The sequence below is a fragment of the Acinetobacter sp. Ver3 genome, from assembly GCF_000632455.1.
GTDB lineage: Bacteria > Pseudomonadota > Gammaproteobacteria > Pseudomonadales > Moraxellaceae > Acinetobacter.
In genome coordinates, this window is the sequence record NZ_JFYL01000207.1 from 1 (window position 1) to 233 (window position 233).

Consider the following 233-nt stretch of genomic DNA (forward strand, 5'->3'; position numbering starts at 1 on the left):
GGCTTTGTTGCACAAACCTAGCCTATAAGGTTTATTCAGTCCTATAATTTCAAAATGAATAAACCTACTCCTAAAACTTATCGTACAACCAACTGGTCTTCCTATAATCGCGCTCTCATTAATCGGGGCAACATTTCCATTTGGTTTGATCCAAACACTCAGTGGTATGCACAACCACAAAACAAGCAAGGTCGAAATCAAACTTACTCCGATACGGCTATTCAATGCTGTTT

1 protein-coding gene is annotated in these 233 nt (G+C 39.1%); it reads left to right on the plus strand.

Features of this window, described 5'->3' with window-relative positions; translation table 11 throughout:
• Nucleotides 1-54 precede the first annotated feature (54 nt).
• A partial coding sequence (locus CL42_RS16945) for a transposase (RefSeq protein ID WP_010589118.1) occupies nt 55-233 on the plus strand: 179 nt, incomplete at its 3' end.